This window comes from Paenibacillus sanfengchensis (assembly GCF_036864765.1).
GTDB lineage: Bacteria > Bacillota > Bacilli > Paenibacillales > Paenibacillaceae > Fontibacillus > Fontibacillus sanfengchensis.
In genome coordinates this window covers 12070-35205 of sequence record NZ_JBAGJC010000024.1, presented here as the reverse complement: position 1 = coordinate 35205, position 23136 = coordinate 12070, and the positions used below count along the sequence as shown (strand labels likewise).

The window sequence follows — 23136 nt, the reverse complement described above, 5'->3', positions numbered from 1 at the left end:
TTGTCGCTTTGTTTCGGGACTAAGGGCTTAGGGTAACTATGGTTTATCGAAGCATCCATACAGAAAGAGAGGGAACGGTATGATTTGGGAACTCAGTGTGGCACTAATTGCCGTGGCATTTACGGTACTTGTGATCTTTTTGATCAAAACGCTGAAAGCGGCGGAGAAATCGCTCGACAAAACGACGCAAACGTTGCAGGAAGTTCAGAAAACGATTGACGAGCTTAGCTATGAAGTAAAGCATGTAGTAAGGCATGCCAATGATTTGACCGGGGATTTGCAGCACAAGATGGAGCAGATCGATCCGGTGCTGGAATCGGTGAAAAATGTGGGAGAAGTGTTAAACGAGGTTACCTTGGCCGCGAAGCAGGTCTCCACGGCGTTTATCGACCGGATCAAAAGCCAGCCCAAACGGTCCAAAACCGCCAATACATCTTCGAATAAGACGGTAGCGCAGACGCCGGTCGAGGTGCAAAACTACGATCCTGCGTATCAGGCCCCACTACCGGCAGACTCGAGCAAATCGCCGGGCTGGATGAAATGGGTGGACATCGCCGCAGGGGTGTGGCAGAAATACCGTTCCTAAAGATAGAGCGGTACATAAGCCTTCTTTTTCGACTGAGCTGATCCATTTTCGCGGAGACGGCCCCTATGGCGGACAACGGAAATCATCAGAAAGGGTGAAGAACATGTTGAACACGCTATTGCTGCTGGTCGGACTACTTTCTCCCTTTGCCGGTTTTTCGGCGTCGGCCGCCACGGGGCCACCCGCAGCACAGCCTGCCGCACAGCCCGCCGCGGAGCTGGCTCTGTGGCAGCCTCCGTATCCCGCCACGGCTGAGGCGGAGCGGTTGGAACAATTTGATTCCATGGGTGGGATCTCTTTGTCGGATGACGTTCAGCTCATTTTGTCGAAAAAAGGGGAACCGGATCGAATCGATCAAGATTCCTTTACGGGCTATATGGAACTTCACTATGGCAACCTGGCCATAGGTGTGTACGAAGACCTTGTTTATTACGTACACACGGGACCGTCGCCGAAACGCATAACCTTGAACGGGATCGTCATTCCGTTACAGAAACCTTGGCTGGAGCGTTATCTCGGCAAACCGGACTTTGTGGCCGAGGACGGGGACGTGTACATTCGGGGACATGCCGCCTTAAAGCTCTATAAGGAGGCGGACACCGGCAAAATTATCGGTGCAGATTTATTTGACGATACCGCTTCGTAAATCGTGGCCAAAGTTGTTTCATCTAAGGGATAACGGGGTAATGAACCCTAGATTTTTGTAATTGCCAGACTGCTTAGGAAGGGAGCGAGTATCATGAGCACGATCGACAACAAATCATATGCCAAAATCGTGGAGAATGGTGTACAGGCTGTAGAAACGGTTCAAGAACTTCACTCCGCCGGATATGAAGCTGAACATATTTATGTGTTGGCCCATGATCAAGACCGGACCGACCGGATTGCCGAGGCCGCCGATGCGGGCGAAATCGGACTCAAGGAAGAGGGCGTGTTTACCGCGCTGGCCAACCTGTTCCGGTCCCGTGGGGATGAGCTTCGCGCCAAGATTATATCCCTGGGCTTTACCGAGTCGGAAGCGAGATTTTACGAGAAGGAACTGGATCTGGGAAGAGTGCTGGTGATCGCCAAGAAATCAGCCTGATTTAAATACTTCAGGTTTCCAAACTTATAGATAAGGAATGGGCGGGTTGTCCCCATTCCTTATCTATGTTTTTGGAGTTTTGTGCAAATCTTGTCTAGGCAGGAAGTATTTTGTCATATTATGACAAATGAGTGGGGAAACATGTTATCCTGAATACAGGATTTTAGATTCTTTCAGATGGCTAAGGAGAGTTTTATGAGAATTTTAATCGTGGATGATAATCCTACCAATATTATTATTATCAGAGAGATTTTGAAAAAAGAAGATTACAGGGACACGGTAGCCGTCTCTTCGGCACATGAAATGTTTCAAAGGCTGGGGGTTGAGGCGCCCGGCGCTCCGATGAGCAGCGGCTCCTCCGATATCGATCTGATCTTGCTGGATATGATGATGCCCGAGATGGACGGCATTGAAGCGTGCCGGCTGCTGCAGCAGTACGAAAACTTGAAGGATATTCCGATCATCATGGTAACGGCGGTGGGCGATTCCAAGAAGCTCGCCGAAGCGCTCGATGCCGGGGCTGTCGATTACGTCACCAAGCCGATCAACAAGGTGGAGCTGATGGCGCGCATCCGGCTTGCCTTGAGGCTGAAGCATGAGAAGGATTGGCACAAAGAGAGGGACCAGCGGATTCAGGAAGAGTTGAAACTGGCGGCCTTGATTCAAAACGCCGTACTGAGCTCTCCGATCAAGGACCCCCTCTTTGAGATTGACGCACTCTACAAACCTTCCTTTGAACTGGCCGGTGATTTGTATTCCTGGTACCCGCTTGGCGACGGGAGATACGGGATTATTTTGCTGGACATGATGGGCCACGGTATTTCCTCGTCGCTGTTCTGCATGTTTATCGCCTCCGTCCTTAAGGACACCGTCAGCACCTATGTCGAACCCGAAAAAGTCATTCAGGAACTGAACCGCAGATTCAATATGCTTTATATAGACAGCCAACTTGTACAGTACTATTTCACGGCGATCTATCTCGTGGTGGATACGAAGTACAAAAAGATCGATTATGTGAACGCGGGGCATCCTCCGGCTTTGTTTTACCAAGAGGGCAAGGAAGTTGCCAAACTGCATGCGGTTTGCCCGCCGGTAGGGCTGTTCGACAAAATTGAGGCGGCGCCGCAGACGATATTTTATGAAGGCGAAGGCCATGTGGTGCTATATACCGACGGATTGATCGAATGTGTGGCAGGAACCCAGGAGGAACAATTGGATTGGCTGGAGCGCCAAGTTCGGGTGTCCCACGCATTCGACAAGGGGGAGATGGAGCGGCTGTTGTTCCACGAAGATCCCCCCCAGGATCGGGAAGATGACAAATGCCTGGTGTGGATCACATTAAAAGGAGGAGAAGGCAAGGCATGAAAATCCGCAGCAAACTGGTTATCGGCTTCAGTTCGCTCTTAATCATCATGCTGATTTTGACGTTCACCGGCTATGACCGTTTAAGGTATATGAATGAGGAATTGGACGGCATTTATAGCGATAAATACTATACGATTCAAAACACATCGGGAATGCGCGGCGAGTATAACGACATTGCCCGTATTTTAACGAATATTTTGCAGAAGCAAGATCCGGATTACACCGCTGTTGAAGAGAAGAAGCTCGAGACCAAAATTCAAAAAGCGAGCGGCTATTATGAGAAGGTAAAGTCAAAAGCCCATACTGCCGATGAACAGCAAAATATAAGTACGATCGATAATGCCTTGGACGCTTTTATGGACTACAAGAGCCATGTATTGGCCTTAATGAACCGTGAGCAGTATGAGTCGGCAAACAAGTACCGGCTGTCCACCGGACAAGCGGCTCAGGATCATTTGCTGAACACCCTGAACGACTACCGCGATTACTATAATGCGCAAATTCAGGAGGCCATCTCGGTAACGCAGGCCGAATACGAACGCTCGATCCGGTTAACTATCGCAACGATGGCTGTCGGTCTTTTGGTCGGTCTGGGCATCGTCCTGTGGATACTCCCCAGCATTGCCCGCGGTTTAAGTACGGTCAATCTTATGATGCATTATTTCGGAAAAGGCGAGCTGGACGCGATTCAAAAAGTAGATATTCCGACTAAGGATGAGATCGGGGAAGTGGCCCGCATCTTCCAGGAAATGTCGGAAGACTTGCAGGAAACGCAACAGGCGGAGGAAAAATTTCTTCAGTTACAGAAGGACCAGTCCTGGGTCAACTCGAACCTCGCCCGGATTACGGATCTGCTGCACGGCATAAATTCGCTGGAGCAGATCGGACAAATGTTCATCAGCGAGTTTACGCCGGTCGTCGGTGCCCGTTACGGAGCGATGTATATCCGCTATGAGGATAAGAATCCGAACCAGCTCTACTTGGCCGGGACATACGCCGGAGGACGGGACTTGGATACCCCTGAGGCTTTCCGGGTTGGGGAAGGGCTGGTCGGTCAGGCGGCGCTGGACAGGAAGCCGATTTCGCTGCAGGAGGCGCCAAGCGGCTATGTTTCCATCCGTTCCGCATTGGGAGAATCACAGCCGAACCATATTTATATTCATCCAGTGATGTTCGAGGAAGAACTGCTGGGGGTTGTCGAGTTTGCCTCCTTCGAGCCGTTCTCACCGGTTCAGGAGCAGTTGATGTCCGGGCTGGCCTCCAACCTGGGGATCGTACTGAACAATATCAACCGCCGCCTGCGCGTGGAAGAGCTGCTTCGCGAGTCCCAGGCTTTGACCGAAGAGCTTCAGGTTCAATCGGAGGAGCTGCAGACCCAACAGGAGGAACTGCGCAGATCCAACGAAAGCATGGAGAAGCAGACGCAGGCGCTGAAGCGTTCCGAAGAATTGCTGCAGCGGCAGCAGGAAGAGCTGGAGCATTTTAATACCGAGCTGATCGCCAAGACGCGGGCTCTGGAGGAACAAGTGCAGGAAGTCAAAGAGAAGAACGACGAAATCGAACAGACGAAGCTGGAACTGGAGCGTCATGCGGCTCAACTGGCACAAACCAGCAAGTATAAGTCGGAGTTTTTGGCCAATATGTCCCATGAACTGCGCACCCCCTTGAACAGCCTGCTGATTCTATCCCAGCTTTTGTATGAGAATAAAGAGCGGAACCTGACTGGGAAGCAAATCGAATACGCGCATACGATTCATATGTCCGGCGCGGATTTGCTCAAAATGATCGATGAAATCCTCGATTTGTCGAAGGTGGACGCCGGCAAGATGGAGATCAACCGGGAAGCGGTCAGACTCGACGAGCTTACCCGCTTCGTGGAACAAAACTTCGGACCGGTCGCGCTGAAGAGCGGCATCGTGCTGAACATTGAAACGGATGCTTCCGTTCCGGCCGAAATTCATACGGACGGTCATCGGATTAAGCAGATTTTGCGGAACCTGATGTCCAATGCTTTCAAGTTTACGAACCAAGGGGAGATCTCGCTCAACATCGGCACGGCGAATCCGGAGTGCTTGCCGGAAGGGCTGGACTCTTCCCGCGAATATTTGGAGCTGGCGGTGAAGGATACGGGGATCGGGATTCCCGCCGACAAAATGGACATTATTTTTGAAGCGTTCCAGCAAGTGGATGGAACGACCAGCCGGAAATACGGCGGTACCGGCCTCGGTCTATCGATTAGTCAAGGACTGTCGAAGCTGCTTGGCGGCCTGATTACGGTGCAGTCCGTAGAGGGCGAAGGGAGCATTTTTACGTTGTATCTGCCGAAGGAAGCGCCGAGCCGGCTGTTTGTCGCCGAGCAGGAAGCGGCCGTTTCGAATGCCGTCGTCGCTCCATATTACAGCCAAAACTCCTACGTCCGTCCGGTTGAACAGCCTGTGGCCGCGGCGGAACCGATCGAGGATGATCGGGAACGGCTCGCCAGCGGTGACAAAATCATGCTGATCATTGAGGACGATATTCAGTTTGCCAAAATTCTGCTTGATATGGCCCGAAGCCACGGTTTCAAAACGCTGATTGCCGTCCAAGGGGATGTCGGACTGGAAATGGCGAGAGATTATTTGCCGGACGCGATTATCCTTGATATCCAGCTGCCGGTGATGGACGGCTGGTCCATCCTGAACGAATTGAAGGGCCATGCCGAAACCCGGCACATTCCGGTGCATGTCATTTCGGTCGTTGACGATGCCAAGCAGGGCCTGATGATGGGGGCGATCGCCTATCTGCGCAAACCGTCCTCCCGCGAACATTTGGAGCGGGCCTTCTCCCATATCGAATCTTTTACCGAAAAAAGTTTAAAGCACCTGCTAGTCGTGGAAGACGACGACGTGCAGCGTAACTCGATCATCGAGCTGATCGGTCATGATGACGTCGTGATCACGGCGGTTTCCACCGGCGCAGAGGCCTTGCGGGAGCTGCGCGAGAAGCGTTACGACTGCATGGTGCTGGATTTAATGCTGAGCGATATCACGGGCTTCGATCTGCTGGATCAAATCCGCGATGACGAGGAGTTGAACGATCTGCCGATCATCATTTACACCGGCAAAGATCTGGACAAGCAGGAAGAGCTGCGGCTCCGTAAATATGCCGAGTCGATCATCATCAAGGACGTGAAGTCCCCTGAACGCCTGCTGGATGAAACCACGCTGTTTCTCCATCGTGTCGAAGCGGAACTGCCCGAAGACAAGCGCCGGATTCTGCAGAAGCTTCACAACAAGGAAGAACTGTTCGAAGGCAAGAAAATTCTGCTTGTCGATGATGATGTGCGCAACGTATTTGCCCTGTCCAGCGTGCTCGAAGGTTACCGCATGAATGTGGTTTACGCGGAGAACGGCCGGGAAGCGATCGATATCCTTAAAGAGCAAGGAGATTTCAACCTGGTGCTTATGGACATGATGATGCCTGAAATGGACGGTTATGAAGCGATGCGCGAAATTCGGAAGATGCCGCAGTTTGCCAAGCTGCCGATCATCGCGCTTACGGCGAAAGCGATGAAGGATGACCGTGGGAAATGCATCGAGGCCGGCGCTTCCGATTATGTAAAAAAACCGATTCAGACGGATCAATTACTCTCGCTAATGCGGGTATGGTTGTATTCGTAACCTTGAGGAAAGGTTAAATATACGATAAGCAGGTCTTTCTCCTTTCAGGGGACGGATGCCCAGTTTTTTTGTAATCGGAGTTGAACCTATGGCACCCAGTGATTTTTCGGATTATCCGGATAACGAAGCGTACGGCCGGACCTCGCCCAGCGAGCGGGAGCAGTTGGAGATCGAACTGCTTCTGGAAGGGGTTCACCGGCTGTACGGCTACGACTTCCGCAATTACGCCCTTCCTTCGCTCAGAAGGAGGATTTGGCACCAAGTCCATGCGGAGCATGTGACGACCATTTCCGCTTTGCAGGAAAAAGTGCTGCATGACCGGGAATGCTTCGAGCGCCTGGTCTACAGCCTGTCCATTCCCGTAACCGAGATGTTTCGGGACCCGTCCCTGTTTCGCGCTTTTCGCGAAAAAGTCGTGCCCCTGCTGAGAACATACCCGTATATCCGGGTTTGGCATGCGGGGTGCTCGACGGGGGAAGAGGTTTACTCGATGGCCATTTTGCTGCATGAGGAAGGTCTCTACGATAAAGCGAGGATTTATGCCACCGACATGAATGGCCGCTCGCTGCAAATAGCCAAAGAGGGCGTGTTTGGAATTGAGAAAATGAAGCTGTATACGAAAAACTATCAGGAAGCGGGAGGCACCCGTTCTTTTTCCGAGTACTATACGGCGAGATACAATTCCGTGTTATTTCAGCCCTTTCTGCGCAAAAACATGATTTTTGCCGAGCACAACCTGGCGACGGATCAGTCCTTTAACGAGTTCAATGTCATATTTTGCCGAAATGTGATGATTTATTTTGACGAAACGCTGAGAAACCGGGTCCATTCTTTGTTCCATCAAAGCCTGAGCCACTTTGGCGTTCTGGTGCTGGGAGCGAAGGAATCGATTCACTTTACGGAGTACGATGCTTGTTACGAACCGCTGGACCGGGTGGAGAAAATGTACCGGAAGATTAAATGAAGGATGCAGGAGGATTCCATGGGGGTTGAAAAGCCGATTCATATCTTGCTGGTAGATGACCGCCCCGAGAACCTGATGGCCTTGGAAGCGGTTCTGGAAAGTGAACAATATATTTTGGTCAAAGCGACTTCCGGCGAAGAAGCCCTGAGGTATTTATTAAAAGAGGACTTTGCGGTGATTGTGCTCGATGTGCAAATGCCCGGACTGGACGGGATTGAGACCGCAAAGCTGATTAAAGCCCGGGATAAAACAAAGGATATTCCGATCATTTTTATCTCTGCCAACAGCAAGGAGGCGGAGCACTTGTTCGCGGGATACTCCGCCGGGGCGATCGACTACATGGTGAAACCTTTTATTCCGCAAATTCTGAGATCGAAGATCGAGGGATTTGTGGACATGTACCTGACGAATCAGCGGCTGAAAACCCAGAGCATGCTTTTGCAGCAAAAAACGCTGGAATTGGAGCGGACCAACGAAGAACTGGTTAGAGCCAAAGAGGCTGCGGAAATTGCGGCCAAAGCCAAAACGGAATTTCTGGCCATGATGAGTCATGAAATCAGGACCCCGATGAACGGAGTCATCGGCATGATCGACCTGCTGCTGGAAACCGAACTCAAAGACGACCAGAAGGAATATGCCGAAATTATTCGGGGCAGCGCGGATACGCTGGTCACGATTATCAATGACATTCTTGATTTTACGAAAATGGAATCCGGCAAAATGGAGCTGGAGGAAAGTCCGTTTGAAATCAGAGCGACGATTCAGGAGGTTATAGGGCTCTTTTCGGTTGATGCCGCCCGGAAAGGCCTGGAGCTGGTCTCCTTCGTCGACGAGCGGATTCCGCCTGTACTGTACGGCGATATGGGCCGCCTGCGCCAGGTGTTGATCAACCTGGTCGCCAATGCCATGAAGTTTACCGAACAGGGCGGAATCTATTTGATGGTCGACTGCAAAGAGAAGAACGGGGACCAGCATTTGCTCGAGTTTACCGTGAAGGATACGGGAATCGGAATCGCTCCGGATAAAGTGGACCGTCTGTTCAAGCCGTTCTCCCAGCTGGATTCGTCGATGACCCGCAAATACGGAGGAACGGGCCTGGGACTGGCGATTTGTCAGACCCTGGTGCAAATGATGGGCGGTTCGATCCGGGTGGAAACCCTGGAGGAAAAGGGGGCTACTTTCGTCTTTACGATCTGCGCCAGCGAATATTTCGATGAGAGCACGGATTTGGTCTGCGCGGCTCAGGTATCGATGTTCCCTGACGAAGCGGAGTCCAGGGAACGCATGCTGATTGTCGATGACCATCCGATTAACCAACGGCTGATGGTCAGCATGCTGCAAAAGCTGGGTTATGAACCGGAAGTGGCTGAGGATGGCCTACAAGCCGTGACAATGGCTGCCGACCGGAACTATGACTTTATTTTCATGGATTTGCAGATGCCGCACATGGATGGCCTGGAGGCTACCCGTAAAATCCGGGAACAGCAGGTCCCCGGCAAGGAACCGAAAATTATCGCGATGACGGCTAACGTGATGGACGGCATCCGGTCCAAATGCCATCAGGCCGGAATGGACGATTACATCAGCAAGCCGCTGAAACTGGCTTCAGTAAAGGCGGTTTTGTCCAAATACAGCAAGAATTACATGACCGAAACTTCGGTTCATTGATTCATCCGGCCTTGTGCCGGGTTATTTATAAAGAAACCACAATTCAGGAGAGAGTGTCTATGAATACAAATAAAAATGAGAAGTTTACCGTTACGTCGCAAGTGGAAAACGGGACATGCACCGTCTATCTGCGCGGTGAGCTTGATCTTTCCGTTGCTCCGGATTTTCGCCAGGTGATGGAGCCCCTCGCTCTCAACGATAAGCAAGACTTGATCATCAATTTGAGAGAACTCAAGTACATCGATAGTACCGGCATAGGAATTCTGCTGTCGATTTTAAAGACAAGGCATGGAATGGAAGCCGGTTTTTGGGTCAAGGAAGTGCCGGAACAAATTCAGAAGCTGTTCGATATGACCGGAATCGCGAAGTTTTTTGCCGCCCAGGAGAATTCCCAATAGGAAAGGATAGAGTATCATGATAGACGAGGTTCAAAAAGTTGTAATCAGTTTGCCGGCGACTGCGGAGTTTGTGGATATAGTCAGGTTAAACCTGTATGGAATAGCCTCAAAAATGGGCTTCTCGTACGAAGAAATCGAAGATATGAAAGTGGCTGTGTCCGAAGCGTGTAACAATTCGGTCTTGTATGCTTACAAGGATACGAACGGCATGATGGAGGTTACTTTTGAGATCATCGGTGATGCATTGTCCATTACGGTCAAGGACGAAGGGGAGAGCTTTGATTCGTGGGGTGAGCGGTCGACGCTGCACGACAAAAACTTGAATGAAGCCCAAATCGGCGGTCTCGGCTTCTATCTCATGCAGGCGTTAATGGATGACGTTAGCGTATTGAATGAAGCCGGAAAGGGAACGAAGGTAGTCATGACTCGCCGCTTAATGAAGAGCGAGGAGAAGGTATGACGGATAAATTGACTCCCCCCGAGTCTTTAAATGAATCCACCAGTATGATCTGGGAATATCAACAAACCAAGGACAATGACATCGCCACTGTTCTGATTCAGAAATATGAGCCGATGGTTAAAATGGCGGCGGGAAAAATCGCGCGCAACCGTCCCGACCTTTATGAAGATCTTTACCAAGTCGGGCAAATGGCGCTGATCCGATTGCTGCAGCAGTACGATATCGAAATGGGAATTCCGTTTGAGCCTTACGCGATGAAGAGCATGATCGGTCACATGAAGAATTTTTTGCGGGACAAGTCCTGGTACATTCAGGTGCCGCGCAGAATTAAAGAGAAGGGAGCCCTGGTCCAACAGGCGATCGATGAGCTGACCGTTAAACTGGAGCGCTCCCCCGACGTGAGGGAGATCGCGGACTATCTGGAGCTTTCCGTGGAGGAAACGGTGGAAGTATTGGCCGGTCGGGAATGCTATCACTATGTGTCGCTCGATTCGCCGCTATCTCAAGAGGAAAGCGCGGCTACACTCGGCGAACTCATCAGCTCGGACGCGGACGATTACGACACCGTCGAAAAGCGGATGGATCTGCAGCAAGCTCTCAGCCAGTTGAAGGAGCAGGAACAGCAGGTGCTGTTGTTGGCCTTTCAAGAGGGACAGTCCCAGCGGGCGATTGCCCAGAAGTTGGGCGTATCTCAAATGAGCGTATCCCGGATTCAAAAACGGGCGACGGAGAAGCTGAAGCAGATTATGTCCAACTCGAACACAATGTAACAGCATCCGGTAAAGGAGTACAGTCATGGAATTGGAGAATCAACTACGGGTGAAGCGGAGCGGACAAGGCTGGTCCTGGATCGACTTCGAAGTGAAAGAGGGCGAGTGGGACAGCCCGGAAGTCCGGCGTCTTCGGCAGGATTATCCTTTGACTAGGGAATGGCTGGATGCGCTTCCCAAGATAGAATCCAACCAATTATCCGTAAGATTCCCGGACGGCAGGGAGCCCATTCTATATGGCTCCCTGTTTTATTCGGTGCGGGAAGAAATCAGGGATGCGGAGGCCGATTGCTTGCTGGCTCATTTCTTTGTGAGTCCGGAGGTCTTCATCACGATCAACCTTGATGCCAACACCACGCGGGTCATGAACCAAAAAGATAATGAAATCATGTTGCTGGATTGCCCGCGGCCAATCGACGGATTGTTTGTTCTCACCCGGGTGATCCTTCATTACTTCCGGGTGGGGATGGACCGCTTCGAGCGGAACTTGCGGAAGGTTGAAGAATTGATGAAAAAACGCAACCGGAAACACCTGATGAATCAGATTTTAACCGCTCGTTTCGAGCTGCTGCATTGGTCCAATTTGTTCATTCCTTTTCTGGAACTGGTCACGGCCGCCCGTGAAGCTTATCTGGAACAAATGGAGGACAGCATCCCGTTCAAACGTTTTTTGTACCGGGCCGAGCGGATGAGCGGGCTTGTCAAGCACTACGAGAAGGAAATCGACACTTTGATCTCCATCGATGATGCGGTCTCGGGTTTTCGGGGCAATGATATTATGAAAACCTTGACGATCATGACCGCGGTATTTACCCCAGCTACCGTAATCGGGGCGATTTGGGGAATGAATTTCGACTTTCTCCCTTGGGTCAAACAGGGGATGTTCGGCTTCGCGCTGATCTGCGGAATTACGCTGCTTTTTACGCTGGGCTTCTATATTTGGATCCGGGCGAAGGGGTGGACCGGGGATTTGCTGGAAGTGGACGAGGAGAACTCGAATCTGTAAGCAAAACATATAAAGAAGGTTGCCCTATCCGCAGGGCAACCTTTAGGTGTGACCGCCTTTTTTCCAAGCTGCAGGGTTATTGCTCGGGATCGGACACCAATCCCTCTTCATGGTCCTCACTGTTCGTCTTCATCTTATCCATATCTTCGCCAAGCCGCTTTAAGTCCTCCATGTCATTGACCATGGAACCGTTCTCGGCCTTGGTAATATCTTTATGCCCGGGGTACTCCCCTTCACGAGCCTCCCGAATCTGTTTCTCCACATATTCCTGCTGTTCTTCCTTCGCTGTTTTAAAATCCACGGGGAACCCTCCTTTGAGATTCACTCCTTAGAATGACTAGCCGGCAAACTTCAGAATTATTGTATCCTTACGGCTTGGATTGGATGTAATCCTGCAGGCTTTTAATATAATCGCCAACCATCGGCAGATCCACGAACAAGCTTAGAATCCAGCCGAGCAGACCGAGGATGACGAAGGTCCCCACACTGAGCCCGAGCCCGCGGGACAGACCGGCTACAAAGTTGGTAAGTACCCGTTTTTTCGGATTTGTATAGTTCTCCAAAATATCTTTAAAATCGGCCTTCTCCAGCATATCGGCAATGCTGTCCAGCTTGCCGTTCAATCGCTTCACTTCATGCCTGAGTTCAAAGGGATGGTCTTTGGTGTCATATGGATTTAAACGTGCCATCGGCCTTCCTCCTTGCGATGAATTTAGGCTCACAAACAGAAATCGCCAGCTGCCCGAGCTGGCGATTTTCAGGGGACAGCCCCGTTTACACGGAAGAGTTCGTGGAGGAGCCAAACTCGCGTTTAGCTTCGCTTGAGGCCTTGTTGACCTCCTGCTTTACATCCTCCGAGCTTTTTTCCGCCGCTTTGCCGACTTGCCCAACCTCTTGCTTAATGTCTTCGGACACTTCCGCAGAAGCCTCTTTTACACTGGACACAATGTTGCTGGCGCTTGCGCCGACGGTTTTGGCAAGGTCCGTCGTTTTGGAAACGACCGTCTTGGCGAGCTCGGAGCCTTTTTCACAGGCAACCGAAGCCATTTCCTTGGACTTGTCCGTCGCGAGGGTAAGCTTGTCCGACAAATCGCTGCGCAGTTCGCGCCCCGGCTTCGGCGCATACAGCAAGGCTGCCGCCGCACCGAGCAGCGCTCCGATCACAAGCCCTTTCGTAAAGGTTCCTCCACTTTGTACAGGGTATTCCGTCTCGGCTTTATTCATCTTTCATCGCTCCTTTATGTGGATATTCTTCATTGGATGAAAAAGCGGTTTGAACTGGTGACTTCAGGTGCTTTTCTTACTTCGTATATAAACGATACGGGACGGGGTGAAACAATCCGCCGCTTTGCCGCGGTCGTCGTTTCTTCTATATTCGGGAATGGCGAATCAAGGGCGGCTGTACTATACTGAAGGGATGATAGTTTGTTGTGCGAAAGGGGATAACCATGGATAACATATTGGTGGAGGAATCCCGCGGGGGAATGCTCGAATGCACGCACCGCGGTCATATATGTATTGCAGATGAGGCGGGCAGGGTCATAAAAGCGGTCGGAAACCCTCATTTCGGCGTATTTACCCGTTCGGCGGCCAAGCCGTTCCAGGCCATTCCGGGTATACGCGCGGGCTTGGCGGGAAAATTCGGCTTAAGCGATGACGAAATCGCGATCATGACGGCCTCACACCGTGCCGAGGAAATGCATATCGAAACATTGGAGAGGATCCTCCGAAAAACGGGGCTCGACGAAAAAACGATGGTCTGCGCACCGAGTCTGCCGATGGATGCGGCGGCAAAGGAACAGCTGCTTCGGAACGGAGGGGGGCGACGCCGCTTGTATCACAATTGCTCGGGCAAACACCTGGGCCTCATGGCCTACAGCAAGATGAACGGTTATCCGCTGGAGAACTACAGCGATCCCGATCATCCCGTGCAGCGGGAGATCTGGGAGACGCTTGCTTCCCTCGCAGGGTTGCCGCTGGTCAGCATCGGCCGGGCCGTCGACGGATGCGGGCTGCCCGTCTTCCATCTTCCTTTGTCCGCACTCGCTAATGCTTACCTGAAACTGGCTTGTCCCGACCGTATCGAAGATCCCGCGACAGCCGCGGCGGCGGGTACAGTGGCGAATGCGATGAACCGCCATCCGGAGATGGTCAGCGGAACCGGCCGGATCGATACATTGCTGCTTCAAGATCCGAACTTGGTCGCCAAAGGAGGCTTTAAGGGCGTCTATGCTTTTGGCCTGCGGAAAGAGCGGCTGGGCGTAGCCTTCAAAATCATGGATGGATCGGAGGAGGAGTGGGGGCTGATCGCGCTGGCAATTCTGGAGCAGCTGGACTATGAAAACAAGGACACCTTGGAAAGGCTGCGTAGAGCTTTTACTCCGGTAATCCGGAATGATGAGGGAACGGAAGTGGGGGTATCCCAAACCGTTTTCCGGCTTGGCCAGGTTTGATGGACCGGAGGGCTCGCCTATTGATTAGCCGATGGGGCTAAAGGGTAAAAATGTAGCAAATCCAGTATGGTGCTATATAGGCGAGGAGGATTAAGATGATAAAAATAGTAACTTCGGAAGAGAGGCATACGGCCCATGCCGGCCCTGTCCAGAGCGAATTCAGCTTTTCCTTCGCGGACTACGTTGACCCCGGGAATGCCCATTTCGGCTGCCTTCTGGTGCTGAACGATCACATCCTGGCTCCCGGTAAAGAGTTGGAGGCCCATCCTCATCATGATCTGGAAATTGTCACTTATGTAATATCCGGTTCCTTGACAAGCTCCGCCGGGTCCGCGGGCCTCGAGCCTTTAGAGGAAGGCTCGTTTCAGGTGCTCAGTTCGGGTACGGGAATCATCCACGCGGAAGCCAACCGGTCCCCGGGCGAGCCTGCACGTTACCTTCAAATGTGGTTCCTGCCGGATCGCCAAGGTCTTCCCCCCGCCGAGAGTTCCCGCCGGATTCCCCGGGACGAACGGATCGGGAATTGGATGCCGGTCATCAGCGGGAAAAGGGACGGGGACTTCCTGCGCATTCATCAGGATGTAAACATCTTTGCTCCCGTGCTGACGGATAACGAGGAGCACTTGATCCGCACCTTGAATCGAAGACAGCATATTTTCCTGATTGAGGGGCATGTAGAACTGTTGGGCGAGAAGCAGCGGTTTTCGCTGGGGCCCGGCGATGCGGCCAGAGTCCGGTGCCCGGACGATCTGGTCATCCGGAAGTCAGGGGAAGGCATAGCCGAGCTATTGATCGTCGATATGCCTTAAACCGAACGGACTCCGCTGAGGAGCGGAGAGGTTGTTATTTCTTGCGGAGGTTGCCCAACTCCTGAGCCAGCGCCTCCACCTCGGAAATGCTGAGCCGTTCCTTGCTCATCACTAGCTCATAAATGTCCAAAATGTCTTCATATTGGTCCGTATTAAAGGCGGAAGCGTTCATGGCGGCTCCGGTCGCCATTTTCAGCTTCGCTTTGATGGCCTCGATCATATATTCCACGTTTTCCTGGCTTTTTTGAGTTAAGTCCATGGATCCTCAACATCCTTTCCGTTTCATGTCCCGGTTATTGTACCACGGTTGGGCCGCGGGTACACTCTTTTTGCTAGATCCGGGGGATTTGCGGTACAATCAGGTTACCTTGGTGAAAGAAGGGGGATGGAAAGCTCATGGATGACAGACAGGTAATGCCCGAAGCGGGCTTTGTCCGAAAAAAGCTGACCGGCGGCGAGCTCCCCGATTTCTTTCTGGGCGTCCGAAGACGGCACCCGACCCGGGAGATGACATTTCTCTGCATTGGCACCGACCGATCCACGGGGGATGCGCTGGGTCCGCTTGTCGGAACGCGTCTTAAGGAACGCGGCTTGGCGGATGTGATCGGAACGCTGGATTTCCCTTGCGATGCCACCAATCTGGAAGTGCGTGCCTCCATGATTCCCAAGGAGCATATCATCGTGGCGATCGATGCCTGCCTCGGAACGCCGGCCTCCGTCGGCGGCTATCTCGTGTCCGGTCAGCCGCTGCTCCCTGCCCAATCGGTAGGAATATCGCTTCCGGCCGTAGGGCATTACAGCGTGGCGGCCGTCGTCAACGTCAACGGTCCCAAACCATACTGGACGCTGCAAATGACTTCGCTCTACAGGGTGATGCAGATGGCCGATGAATTGGCGGAAGCGATCGAACACGGTTTCAGAAGCACCTGAAAGAGATTAAATATAAGAATCGGGAACATTACATACACACAAAAGAGCAGCTTAGAATTTCAGTAACTTTCAGCCAGTTATAGAAAGAGAGGGAAGCGTTATGGAAAAAGTAGTTCTTGAAGGATTTACGATCGCTTATGAAGAACAAGGCAAGGGAGAGGCCGTTGTCCTGCTCCATGGCTTCTGCGGAAGCTCGGCTTACTGGGAGAAGATCGGACCGCTGTTGGCCGACGATTATCGGGTGATTATGCCGGATCTTCGGGGACACGGCTTCACGGATGCCCCGATGGGTGCCTATACGATCGAACAGATGGCGGATGATGTCGCCGCACTGATGGAGAACCTGGGGGTTTCGAAATATTCGCTGCTTGGCCATTCCATGGGCGGATACATTACCCTGTCTCTGGCTCAGCGGTACGCCGAACGTTTGAACGGCTTCGCCCTCATTCACTCGACCGCATATCCGGACAGCGACGAAGCCAAGGAGAAGCGCCTCCAAGCCGTGGCCACCATCGGAAATAAAGGGATTACCCCTTTTGTCGACGGGCTTGTCCCCGGATTATTCGCTCCTGAACTGCGCGATACTTTGACCGTGGAGGTGAACCGCGCTAAAGAAATAGGGTACAAGACGCCGCCGCAGGGAGCTTCAGGCGCCGCGCTGGCTATGCGCGAGCGGGTGGACCGCCGGGATGTCCTGTCTTCCACCGTGCTCCCCGTATTGCTGGTCGCAGGGGAAAACGACGCCGTCATTCCGATTGAGCGCACCTTCACGACGGAGGGGCCGTCGGTGACCAAGGCGGTGATCAAGGGCGCCGGCCACATGAGCATGTATGAAGCGCCCGAACAGCTTGCAGCCGTCATCAGCGACTATTTGCGCGGCGTACCGTCCGCGCGCAAGTAGCCGTCTCCACAACGCTTGAACCATAAGAATGCTCACGACCCGAGGCTATCCCCGAGTCATCGTCCGATGACGGGGAGCCTCTTTTTTGCGCAGCAAGAGGCTCGAGGCTGGACAGAGGCACCTGTATAAATACGGCTTAGTACGAAAAATCGGCCTTCTCGGCCTTCTCGTGATGATAAGGTCCTTATGCGGCGCGGATTGAGACTTCCCCTTGCTGGATATTCGGGTCAAAATGACTTACAATTTGTTCTTAAATAAACCTGCAGGAGGGACGGAGTCTGATGCTGCGGAAAGATTACCTGGTTCGGATGCTGGAGGAAATGACGGAGATGATCGGCAAAGTGTTCGGTCTGAAGCAGCAGCGCAAATGGATAGAAGCCTTATGGGAACTCGACGAGCTTTACAAAAAGCTGTTTCGGTTGAACTCCCGTCTGCTCGGCTCCCTTTCGGCCAAAGATATCGTGGAGATGATGCGGACCGGCGGGACGGTCGAATCGGATAAGCTGCAAAGTCTGGCGCGGCTTATGAAGGAAGAGGCCGATGTCTTGACGGCATCGGGGCAGCGGGAGGAGGGCATACTCCGCGCAAGGAAGGCGTTGCATTTATATTTGGCGGCTTACACGCACGGGGCCGATCCCGGTATATGGAAATTGCACGGTGAAGTTTCGGAGCTGCTGGAACGGCTGAAGGGGTTCAGGCTTCCGGAGGATACCGAACGTCTGCTTATGAGTTATGAAGAGAGCAGAGGAAATTATGATCTCGCGGAGAATGCGCTGTACCGTCTGCTGGAAAGCGGAGAGGCCCGGCGGGAAGAGGGAATAGCATTTTATACCCGCTTGTTGGCACAGGGGCCCGACAAGCTGGAGCAAGGCGGGCTTCCCGAGGAAGAAGTCCGGGAAGGACTGGAGGCCTGGCTCGCCAGAATCGACAGCGCTAGCGCGGAAATCGATGAGAACCGTCCGAGCGGGGAGTAGGGTACAAGTAGAATTCATACAATAACTTCAACTCATTTGGAAAGAGAGCGGTCTTAGATGGAGGAATTACGCAATCTGGTACGTCAAATTTCGGAGCAGGGCGGTCTTATTTCCGCTACTTTGAGTCAACGCCGTAAGGCGGGGGAAGGGGAGGACACTTACAGCAAAACTGTCATCAAGCCGGTCCTGCTCAAAGGCATGCTTCATTACCAGTTCACTTATCACTACAGCAAAAAAGTTACCCATGAGAATATCCCGGCCGCGGATCTCGAGTCCGCCGTTATGGAGCTGTTCGCGGGGACCTTCCGTCAGGGGTTGCTGTGCACGGCGGAAGCCGATTATCAGGTGCTGATCAGCAAGAAGTACAAGGTATCGATTCTGACCAAGTCCCCTACCAAAAAGCCGGGGGTGCTCGCCCATAACCGGACGAAGCAGTACATTTTGGAAGAAGGGAAGCCGGTTCCGTTTCTGGTGGAGCTCGGAATCATGAATGCGGACGGCAAGGTGCTGGCCAAAAAGTATGATAAATTCCGGCAGATCAACCGCTTCCTCGAAATGGTTCAGGATGTGCTTCCCCACCTCCCGGACAAGCGCCCGGTGACGATCGTGGATTTCGGCTGCGGCAAGTCGTATCTGACGTTCGCGTTATATCATTATTTGTCGATCGAGTTGCAAATGGAGTTGAAGATTGTCGGACTCGATCTGAAGTCGGATGTCATCGAACATTGCGGAATGCTGGCGAAAGATCTGCAATACCGTAATCTGCGCTTTCTTGTCGGGGATATTGCGGACTATGACGAATTAAGCGAAGTGGATATGGTGGTAACCCTGCACGCCTGCGATACGGCGACCGATGCCGCGCTGGAAAAGGCCGTCCGCTGGAACGCGTCCGTCATCCTTTCCGTACCCTGCTGCCAACACGAGTTGTTCGGGCAAGTCGCAAGTCCGGTGCTTGAACCGCTCCTGTCCCATGGCATCCTGAAGGAACGTTTTTCGGCGCTGGCTACTGATGCGATTCGGGCCAAGCTGTTGGACATTCTCGGGTATAAGACCCAATTGTTGGAGTTTATCGACATGGAACATACCCCTAAGAACATTCTGATCCGGGCGGTAAAGGGAGCTGTTTCCGACGGGGAAAAAAATCGCTTATGGAAGGAATATCTCGCATTCCGGGACTTTTTGAGCGCGGCGCCTTACCTTGAAAAAGCTTGCCGTGACCTTCTCCCTGAAGGAAATCGGTCCCCACGTTAAGTTTGAAGCAAAACAAACAGGTCAACACTTGAAGTGTTGGCTTTTTTGTTGCGAAAACGGAGGGTGAGGGCATGTTCGGGCGAGAAAGGATAGAAAAAGGCGAACTAAAACCACTGCCAAGAGTGATTCATCGGGGAGCGGTCCTGTGGACGGTCTCCTTTTTTGCCTTGACGGGGGGAATGTTTTATCAGACCACCTTATTTACGCTTGTCCCGTTTTCGTTTTGGTTTTTGGCGGCGGCTGTTGCGATGATTGCGTTTTTAATGAGACGTAGGCCCGCGGAGGGGGATGCCGGACTTTTTGGCGGGGCTTCGCTTCTAATCGCGGGCCCTTTTTTAATCGCTATCCTCTACGGAACGCAGCTTCTGTTGGGCCCGGTGTCTTACCAGGCAACCGTTACGGCGGCGATGCATTGGCTGTTCATGGGGAGCTTCGCCCTGGCCTTGCTTGCCGCGGGGAGCGGTTCGGACGGCCCCGCCTTCCTGGAGCGGGGCTGGCTGATCGTCACCGGCGGGCTCGCCGTCACGGCGCTGGCCGCCGTGTACGGGCTGCTGCCCGCCCCGGGGGCGATCCTGCGCACGGCGGATCGCGAGGTAGCGGCGGCGGGGGCCCGGCTGGGCGGTCTGCTTCAGTACCCGAATACTTTCGGTGCTGTGATGGCTGCCGCTCTGCTGGAGCGGCTGACCGCCCTCGCCCGGCTGCCGGCCGCCGCCTTTACCCGGCGAGCGCGCTGGCGGGGCTGCCGGACCGGCGCATTGGCGCCGGTCTTCGCCCTGGCGCTGCTGCTGACGGAGTCGCGCGGCGCGTTCGCCGCTGCGGCCGCGGGCTGGGCCGCCGGCTGGCTGCTGCTGCGCGGCCGGGAGCGGCGGCGCTACGCGCTGCACAGCGCCGCCGCTGTGGCCGTGGCCGCGCTGCTCGCCCGGCAGCTCGCCGCCGCGCAGCTGGCGCCGCCCGCGCTGCCCGGGCTGCTGGCGCTCGCCGCCGGGCTGGCCGCCGCCGCGGCGCTGTGCACGCTGGCGGCCCGGGCCGCCGATCGGCCCGCGGCGCCCGGCGCCGCGCTGGCCGCCGCGCTCTTCGCAGCGCTCGCCTTCGGCGCCGGCTTGCGCGAGCGGCTTTCTAGCGCCGCGACCTGGCTCGCCCGCGGCGACATGTACGCGGACGCGCTGCGGTTGCTGGGCGAATCGCCCTGGGTCGGCCGGGGAGGCGATACGTGGCGGGCGCTGCATCGCACCGTCCAAGGCCGTCCTTACGTGGGGAACGAAGTGCACAGCGGCTATCTTGACCTGGCGCTTGATCTTGGGTTAATCGGGCTGGTCGCGGTGCTCGGCTGGCTGATTGCGGTTATCGCAGGCATGTACCGTTCCCGCTTGCCCGCACGGCTGCTGCCTGCCTTTCTGGTTTTGCTGCTGCACAGTGCGGTTGACTTTGACATGAGCTACGGGTTGTTCTGGATGCTTGTCCTGTGGCTGGCGGTCTGGGGCATGGGCAAACCGGGGGCCGTCTCATTTAGCGGAGTGCCCGGAAAGCCGGCGGAATTTCGCCCCAGCCGATTGGTGGCGGTGGTGCTGGCCGCACTGCTTCTGACGGGCGGGTTGTCCGCCTTTCGCCAAGCGGAAAGCCTTCGCTTGCAGCGACTTGCGGCGGCCTCTGACGCCCGACCGGCGGAGTCCGCGCGGCTGTTGGAGCGGGCGCTTGCGCTGGCCCCGGCCCGGCCCGAGCTCCGCCTGGCGCTGGCCGCCCGGCTCGATCCGGGCCCGGCGGCCGAGGTGCTGCGCCGCGGGATGGCCTACGAGCGGGGCCATCCCGGCCTTGCGCTCGCGCTGGGCCTCGCCCTCGCGCGGCAGGGGGATGCCGCCGCGCTGGCCCCGCTTCGCCGCGCGGCGGAGCTTGACCGCTACAGCCGTGCCGTGCAGACGGCGGCGCTGGAAGGCATCAGCCTGCTGGCGGACAGGCTGGAAAGCACGGGCCAGCTGCCGCAGGCATCCTCTGCCGCTTCCGCGGGTGCGGAAGCGTTCCGGCGCTTCCACCGCCTGGCGGAGCAGGCCCGGCAGCTGCGCAATGACAGGGGCTTCCGGCTAACCCCGGAAGCCGTCGTCCTCGCCCGCAAGCTGCGTGTTCAAGCTGCCGGATGGCCGGCTCCGCAAAACGGGAGTGCCGCCGCCGACCCGCGCTAGCGGCGGGCTGCCCGTCCGCCTGCGGCTTACTTCAACCGCCGAAGGCGTCGCGGAACGCTTTGGAGAGAGCTGGACGGTCCACTTGCCACAGTTCGGCGAGCTCGCCGCTGACCGCCTCGTCCCACCAGTCCGCCAGAACCTTTCGGTTGCTGATATTTTCGCCGATCCATAGCAGGTTTCCGATCACCTTTTTGTAATAGAGTTCTTCTCCTTGCTTGATCCGGGTTTCGGGAAGATATACACCAAGCCGTTTGACCGTTCGATAGAGCTCTTTACTGCAGCTCCGGCGGATCTTTCTGGGGGTTGGCAAATCTGCGGCATGCTTCCCCGGTTTGTTGTTCATGTCCTTGCCTCCTTCTATACCAGCATATGCTCCCGGCTGCTCTGGAGACACTTCGCGAGGATGGCCGAGTAGATGCATGTCCCCCGCTATGATAGAATAGACTGGTGAAAAAAGACATTTTGGCCTTACGCTTAAATGTATGGGGAGAGGGACTGCAAGGTGGAATGGATTTCAAACGTGGTAGGAGTTATTTTTGAATGGATTCAGCAGTTGGGGTATGTCGGCATTATGCTGGGCCTTATGATTGAGGTCATTCCCAGTGAAATTGTACTGGCTTATGGAGGGTATCTGGTACATTCGGGAACCATTAATTTTGTGGGTGCGGTCTTTTTCGGCGTGATCGGCGGGGTGGTCGCCCAGTTGTTCATCTACTGGATCGGCCGGTACGGAGGGCGCCCTATTTTGGAGAGATTCGGGAAGTATATTCTGATTCAAAAAAAACATATCGATGTATCCGAAGCCTGGTTTCTCAAATACGGCCCCGGCGTTATTTTTACGGCCCGGTTTATTCCGGTCGCAAGGCATGCGATATCCATCCCGGCAGGGATGGCGAAGATGCCGGTCGGAAAATTTCTGCTGTTGACGACGTTGGCGGTGATCCCCTGGTCGGTGCTGTTTGTTTACCTGGGCATGCTGCTCGGGGAGAACTGGGAGCATATCGATGAGAAGGCAGGCCCTTATATCATGCCGATTTTGCTGGTGGCTCTTGCGCTGCTCGTCGTTTATTTGCTGATAAAATGGTTCGGCACCTCTCGAAAGAAAGGAGAATGATAAATGAGTGTGAACGTCGCTAACAAATTCGGAAAGGGCATCACTCCCCTCCAATTTATGGAAGGGATGGAGCGGAACAAGGGGGATTTTGCCGCGGGCTATGAGAATTTCGCCTGGGTTCGGGAGGAGGACCGCGAATTTTTCGAGAGTTTGAACTATCGGGATGATGTGCGTGTGCTGATTCTCGCGGCGGATTGGTGCGGGGATGTCGTACGAAATGTACCTGTGGTGTTCCGGGCCCTGGAAACGGCCGGCTGGAAGACGGAAGTATTCATTTTGGAGGAGCATCAGGATCTGATGGATCACTTTCTGACCATGGGCGGGCGTTCGGTGCCGATCGTGATTTTTGCCGATACAGGCGGTTACGTGCTTGGGCATTGGGGACCCCGGCCTGCCCATGTCCAGGAGTTGATGGTGGAATTCAAACGGGAAAATCCCGACCGGGAAGCCCCGGATTACGAGGAGAAAATCGGAGTTGTCCGCCGGAAGATGGCCGAAAAATATGAGGAAGGAACCGGAGTCAACGCCTCGGTCGTTAGCGAACTGCGTGGCCTCATCTCCGGAATGTAG

Annotated in this window: 25 protein-coding genes; 20 read left to right on the top strand and 5 right to left on the bottom strand. The window is 54.1% G+C overall.

Translation table 11 applies throughout. From position 1 onward, the window contains the following. Positions 1–79 precede the first annotated feature (79 nt). From V4U84_RS26005 to V4U84_RS25955, 11 genes are all read left to right on the top strand, one after another. Positions 80–586, top strand: coding sequence for a DUF948 domain-containing protein (locus V4U84_RS26005; protein WP_334076078.1), 507 nt, complete (start codon positions 80–82; stop codon positions 584–586). A gap of 103 nt (positions 587–689) precedes the next feature. Beyond that, positions 690–1232, top strand: a complete 543-nt coding sequence (locus V4U84_RS26000; protein ID WP_334078209.1) for a hypothetical protein — start codon at positions 690–692, stop codon at positions 1230–1232. 93 nt (positions 1233–1325) lie between these two features. Continuing rightward, positions 1326–1670: a YflT domain-containing protein gene (locus tag V4U84_RS25995; protein ID WP_334076076.1), complete on the top strand. Its 345-nt coding sequence runs from the start codon at positions 1326–1328 to the stop codon at positions 1668–1670. 195 nt (positions 1671–1865) lie between these two features. Continuing rightward, positions 1866–3035, top strand: coding sequence for a PP2C family protein-serine/threonine phosphatase (locus V4U84_RS25990; RefSeq protein WP_334078208.1), 1170 nt, complete (start codon positions 1866–1868; stop codon positions 3033–3035). Continuing rightward, positions 3032–6694 carry a response regulator gene (locus V4U84_RS25985; protein ID WP_334076074.1) on the top strand — a complete coding sequence of 1221 codons (3663 nt, stop codon included), beginning with the start codon at positions 3032–3034 and terminating at the stop codon, positions 6692–6694. Before V4U84_RS25990 ends, V4U84_RS25985 begins: the two co-directional genes overlap by 4 nt. An 88-nt stretch (positions 6695–6782) precedes the next feature. Next, complete coding sequence (locus tag V4U84_RS25980; protein WP_334076073.1) at positions 6783–7658, top strand: CheR family methyltransferase; 876 nt, start codon at positions 6783–6785, stop codon at positions 7656–7658. 18 nt (positions 7659–7676) lie between these two features. Further along, entirely contained in the window at positions 7677–9326 is a 1650-nt protein-coding gene (locus V4U84_RS25975; protein WP_334078207.1) for a response regulator, read from the top strand. Between the two features lie 59 nt (positions 9327–9385). Then, positions 9386–9724 (top strand): STAS domain-containing protein, encoded by a 339-nt coding sequence (locus V4U84_RS25970; protein ID WP_334076071.1) that lies wholly within the window; start codon positions 9386–9388, stop codon positions 9722–9724. Positions 9725–9740: 16 nt separating this feature from the next. Beyond that, positions 9741–10184, top strand: coding sequence for an anti-sigma B factor RsbW (gene rsbW, locus V4U84_RS25965; RefSeq protein ID WP_334076070.1), 444 nt, complete (start codon positions 9741–9743; stop codon positions 10182–10184). Beyond that, positions 10181–10954 (top strand): sigma-70 family RNA polymerase sigma factor, encoded by a 774-nt coding sequence (locus tag V4U84_RS25960; protein WP_334076069.1) that lies wholly within the window; start codon positions 10181–10183, stop codon positions 10952–10954. Before rsbW ends, V4U84_RS25960 begins: the two co-directional genes overlap by 4 nt. Positions 10955–10979: 25 nt before the next feature. After that, positions 10980–11960 (top strand): magnesium transporter CorA family protein, encoded by a 981-nt coding sequence (locus tag V4U84_RS25955; RefSeq protein ID WP_334076068.1) that lies wholly within the window; start codon positions 10980–10982, stop codon positions 11958–11960. Between the two features lie 76 nt (positions 11961–12036). On the opposite strand, the gene V4U84_RS25950 is transcribed toward V4U84_RS25955, so the two are convergent. From V4U84_RS25950 to V4U84_RS25940, 3 genes are all read right to left on the bottom strand, one after another. Further along, positions 12037–12261, bottom strand: a complete 225-nt coding sequence (locus V4U84_RS25950; RefSeq protein ID WP_334076067.1) for a hypothetical protein — start codon at positions 12259–12261, stop codon at positions 12037–12039. A 67-nt stretch (positions 12262–12328) separates the two neighbouring features. Further along, on the bottom strand, positions 12329–12649 hold the full coding sequence (locus V4U84_RS25945) for a DUF5665 domain-containing protein (RefSeq protein ID WP_334076066.1): 321 nt from the start codon (positions 12647–12649) through the stop codon (positions 12329–12331). Positions 12650–12734: 85 nt separating this feature from the next. Then, a complete protein-coding gene (locus V4U84_RS25940) occupies positions 12735–13184 on the bottom strand; it encodes a YtxH domain-containing protein (RefSeq protein WP_334076065.1) in 450 nt (149 codons plus the stop codon). A gap of 224 nt (positions 13185–13408) precedes the next feature. On the opposite strand from V4U84_RS25940, the gene V4U84_RS25935 reads away from it, so the two are divergent. Next, positions 13409–14413 carry an asparaginase gene (locus V4U84_RS25935; RefSeq protein WP_334076064.1) on the top strand — a complete coding sequence of 335 codons (1005 nt, stop codon included), beginning with the start codon at positions 13409–13411 and terminating at the stop codon, positions 14411–14413. 95 nt (positions 14414–14508) lie between these two features. Continuing rightward, positions 14509–15222 carry a pirin family protein gene (locus V4U84_RS25930; RefSeq protein ID WP_334078206.1) on the top strand — a complete coding sequence of 238 codons (714 nt, stop codon included), beginning with the start codon at positions 14509–14511 and terminating at the stop codon, positions 15220–15222. Positions 15223–15256: 34 nt separating this feature from the next. Here V4U84_RS25930 and V4U84_RS25925 read toward each other — a convergent pair whose 3' ends face one another. Next, positions 15257–15481, bottom strand: a complete 225-nt coding sequence (locus V4U84_RS25925) for a DUF1128 domain-containing protein (RefSeq protein WP_334076062.1) — start codon at positions 15479–15481, stop codon at positions 15257–15259. 137 nt (positions 15482–15618) lie between these two features. Between V4U84_RS25925 and yyaC the strand changes: the two genes are divergently transcribed. From yyaC to V4U84_RS25900, 5 genes are all read left to right on the top strand, one after another. Next, positions 15619–16152, top strand: coding sequence for a spore protease YyaC (gene yyaC / locus V4U84_RS25920; protein ID WP_334076061.1), 534 nt, complete (start codon positions 15619–15621; stop codon positions 16150–16152). A gap of 100 nt (positions 16153–16252) precedes the next feature. Next, the gene (locus V4U84_RS25915) at positions 16253–17053 is read left to right on the top strand and encodes an alpha/beta fold hydrolase (protein ID WP_334078205.1); all 801 of its coding nucleotides are present in this window, start codon (positions 16253–16255) and stop codon (positions 17051–17053) included. Between the two features lie 281 nt (positions 17054–17334). Beyond that, a complete protein-coding gene (locus tag V4U84_RS25910; RefSeq protein ID WP_334078204.1) occupies positions 17335–18027 on the top strand; it encodes a DUF6483 family protein in 693 nt (230 codons plus the stop codon). Positions 18028–18084: 57 nt separating this feature from the next. Further along, a complete protein-coding gene (locus V4U84_RS25905; protein WP_334076058.1) occupies positions 18085–19278 on the top strand; it encodes a class I SAM-dependent methyltransferase in 1194 nt (397 codons plus the stop codon). A gap of 179 nt (positions 19279–19457) precedes the next feature. Continuing rightward, positions 19458–21452: an O-antigen ligase family protein gene (locus V4U84_RS25900; RefSeq protein WP_334078203.1), complete on the top strand. Its 1995-nt coding sequence runs from the start codon at positions 19458–19460 to the stop codon at positions 21450–21452. A 31-nt stretch (positions 21453–21483) separates the two neighbouring features. Here the strand turns inward: V4U84_RS25900 and V4U84_RS25895 are convergent, their stop codons facing one another. Further along, positions 21484–21795: a dehydrogenase gene (locus V4U84_RS25895; RefSeq protein ID WP_334076056.1), complete on the bottom strand. Its 312-nt coding sequence runs from the start codon at positions 21793–21795 to the stop codon at positions 21484–21486. Between the two features lie 159 nt (positions 21796–21954). Between V4U84_RS25895 and uptA the strand changes: the two genes are divergently transcribed. Both uptA and V4U84_RS25885 read left to right on the top strand, forming a co-directional pair. Then, the gene (uptA, locus tag V4U84_RS25890; RefSeq protein WP_334076055.1) at positions 21955–22566 is read left to right on the top strand and encodes an undecaprenyl phosphate transporter UptA; all 612 of its coding nucleotides are present in this window, start codon (positions 21955–21957) and stop codon (positions 22564–22566) included. Between the two features lie 3 nt (positions 22567–22569). Further along, positions 22570–23136, top strand: coding sequence for a thioredoxin family protein (locus V4U84_RS25885; protein ID WP_334076054.1), 567 nt, complete (start codon positions 22570–22572; stop codon positions 23134–23136).

Coding starts and splice junctions, on each gene's coding strand:
- V4U84_RS26005 (WP_334076078.1), top strand. CDS start 80: ATGATTTGGGAACTCAGTGTGGCACTAATTGCCGTGGCATTTACGGTA.
- V4U84_RS26000 (WP_334078209.1), top strand. CDS start 690: ATGTTGAACACGCTATTGCTGCTGGTCGGACTACTTTCTCCCTTTGCC.
- V4U84_RS25995 (WP_334076076.1), top strand. CDS start 1,326: ATGAGCACGATCGACAACAAATCATATGCCAAAATCGTGGAGAATGGT.
- V4U84_RS25990 (WP_334078208.1), top strand. CDS start 1,866: ATGAGAATTTTAATCGTGGATGATAATCCTACCAATATTATTATTATC.
- V4U84_RS25985 (WP_334076074.1), top strand. CDS start 3,032: ATGAAAATCCGCAGCAAACTGGTTATCGGCTTCAGTTCGCTCTTAATC.
- V4U84_RS25980 (WP_334076073.1), top strand. CDS start 6,783: ATGGCACCCAGTGATTTTTCGGATTATCCGGATAACGAAGCGTACGGC.
- V4U84_RS25975 (WP_334078207.1), top strand. CDS start 7,677: ATGGGGGTTGAAAAGCCGATTCATATCTTGCTGGTAGATGACCGCCCC.
- V4U84_RS25970 (WP_334076071.1), top strand. CDS start 9,386: ATGAATACAAATAAAAATGAGAAGTTTACCGTTACGTCGCAAGTGGAA.
- rsbW (WP_334076070.1), top strand. CDS start 9,741: ATGATAGACGAGGTTCAAAAAGTTGTAATCAGTTTGCCGGCGACTGCG.
- V4U84_RS25960 (WP_334076069.1), top strand. CDS start 10,181: ATGACGGATAAATTGACTCCCCCCGAGTCTTTAAATGAATCCACCAGT.
- V4U84_RS25955 (WP_334076068.1), top strand. CDS start 10,980: ATGGAATTGGAGAATCAACTACGGGTGAAGCGGAGCGGACAAGGCTGG.
- V4U84_RS25945 (WP_334076066.1), bottom strand. CDS start 12,649: ATGGCACGTTTAAATCCATATGACACCAAAGACCATCCCTTTGAACTC.
- V4U84_RS25940 (WP_334076065.1), bottom strand. CDS start 13,184: ATGAATAAAGCCGAGACGGAATACCCTGTACAAAGTGGAGGAACCTTT.
- V4U84_RS25935 (WP_334076064.1), top strand. CDS start 13,409: ATGGATAACATATTGGTGGAGGAATCCCGCGGGGGAATGCTCGAATGC.
- V4U84_RS25930 (WP_334078206.1), top strand. CDS start 14,509: ATGATAAAAATAGTAACTTCGGAAGAGAGGCATACGGCCCATGCCGGC.
- V4U84_RS25925 (WP_334076062.1), bottom strand. CDS start 15,481: ATGGACTTAACTCAAAAAAGCCAGGAAAACGTGGAATATATGATCGAG.
- yyaC (WP_334076061.1), top strand. CDS start 15,619: ATGGATGACAGACAGGTAATGCCCGAAGCGGGCTTTGTCCGAAAAAAG.
- V4U84_RS25915 (WP_334078205.1), top strand. CDS start 16,253: ATGGAAAAAGTAGTTCTTGAAGGATTTACGATCGCTTATGAAGAACAA.
- V4U84_RS25910 (WP_334078204.1), top strand. CDS start 17,335: ATGCTGCGGAAAGATTACCTGGTTCGGATGCTGGAGGAAATGACGGAG.
- V4U84_RS25905 (WP_334076058.1), top strand. CDS start 18,085: ATGGAGGAATTACGCAATCTGGTACGTCAAATTTCGGAGCAGGGCGGT.
- V4U84_RS25900 (WP_334078203.1), top strand. CDS start 19,458: ATGTTTTATCAGACCACCTTATTTACGCTTGTCCCGTTTTCGTTTTGG.
- V4U84_RS25895 (WP_334076056.1), bottom strand. CDS start 21,795: ATGAACAACAAACCGGGGAAGCATGCCGCAGATTTGCCAACCCCCAGA.
- V4U84_RS25885 (WP_334076054.1), top strand. CDS start 22,570: ATGAGTGTGAACGTCGCTAACAAATTCGGAAAGGGCATCACTCCCCTC.